The sequence below is a fragment of the Nocardiopsis lucentensis DSM 44048 genome (assembly GCF_000341125.1).
Taxonomy (GTDB): domain Bacteria; phylum Actinomycetota; class Actinomycetes; order Streptosporangiales; family Streptosporangiaceae; genus Nocardiopsis; species Nocardiopsis lucentensis.
Window position 1 is genome coordinate 5,464 of record NZ_ANBC01000240.1, and the last position, 1,010, is coordinate 6,473.

Genomic DNA, 1,010 nt, shown 5'->3' on the forward strand with positions numbered 1-1,010 from the left:
CCGGGACGTCACCGGGTGGCTCGGGGGACGGGGCCGCGGCGTCCCGTCCGGGACCTCCGCCCGTCACCACTCCGCACGTCGGCGGTTCCTTCCCCGGTCGGCACCGGGACCGGTCACGGAGCCATAGGATTGGGGCGGTACACCAACGTCCGCCGAAGAAATGGTTCTGATGACCGCCATCACCCGCGATGAGGTCGCGCACCTCGCCCGGTTGTCGCGGCTGGCGCTCGACGAGGGCGAGCTCGACACGCTCGCCGTCCAGCTCGGTGACATCCTCACCGCCGTGGCCAAGGTGCAGGAGGTCGCCAAGGGCGACATCCCGCCCAGCTCGCACGCGCTGCCGCTGACCAACGTCTACCGTCCCGACGAGGCCCGTCCCTGCCTCACGCCCGAGCAGGCCCTGTCCGGGGCCCCCGCGGTGGAGGACCAGCGCTTCCGGGTACCGCGGATCCTCGGGGAGGAGGAGTAGATGAGCGAGGTCGTCAGTCTGACCGCCGCCGAACTCGGCGCGGCCATCCGTTCGGGTGAGGTGTCCTCGGAAGAGGCCACCACGGCCTACCTGGACCGGATCGGGTCCGTCGACGAGGAGATCGGCGCCTTCCTGCACGTGGGCCGTGAGTCCGCTCTCGCCCAGGCCCGCGCCGTGGACGCCCGCCGCGCCGCCGGCGAGGAGCTGGGCCCGCTCGCCGGAGTCCCCGTCGCGCACAAGGACGTGTTCGCCACCAAGGACATGCCCACCACCGCCGCCTCCAAGATCCTCGAGGGGTGGCAGCCGCCCTACGACGCCACGGTGACCGCGCGACTGCGCGAGGCCGGGCTCGTCATCCTGGGCAAGACCAACATGGACGAGTTCGCCATGGGCTCGTCCACGGAGAACTCCGCCTACCAGGTCACCCGCAACCCATGGGACACCGACCGCATCCCCGGCGGCTCCTCCGGCGGCTCCTCCGCGTCCGTGGCCGCGTTCGAGGCGCCCCTGGCCACCGGCACCGACACCGGCGGCTCCATCC

The 1,010-nt window shown here is 72.4% G+C and carries 3 protein-coding genes (1 of these 3 running past the window's edge); all 3 read left to right on the top strand.

The features are described 5' to 3' along the window. Positions 1-127, top strand: the 3' end of a protein-coding gene (locus tag D471_RS0108060; RefSeq protein ID WP_017598143.1) for a putative bifunctional diguanylate cyclase/phosphodiesterase. Its footprint begins 1,958 nt before the window's first position; only the last 127 of its 2,085 coding nucleotides appear in the window; its start codon lies beyond the left edge, outside the window; the stop codon is at positions 125-127. A 42-nt stretch (positions 128-169) separates the two neighbouring features. Then, complete coding sequence (gene gatC, locus D471_RS0108065; protein WP_026127522.1) at positions 170-469, top strand: Asp-tRNA(Asn)/Glu-tRNA(Gln) amidotransferase subunit GatC; 300 nt, start codon at positions 170-172, stop codon at positions 467-469. Further along, positions 470-1,010, top strand: a 541-nt coding sequence (locus D471_RS0108070) for an amidase (RefSeq protein WP_017598145.1), incomplete at its 3' end; no start/stop codon positions are given. It lies immediately after the preceding gene.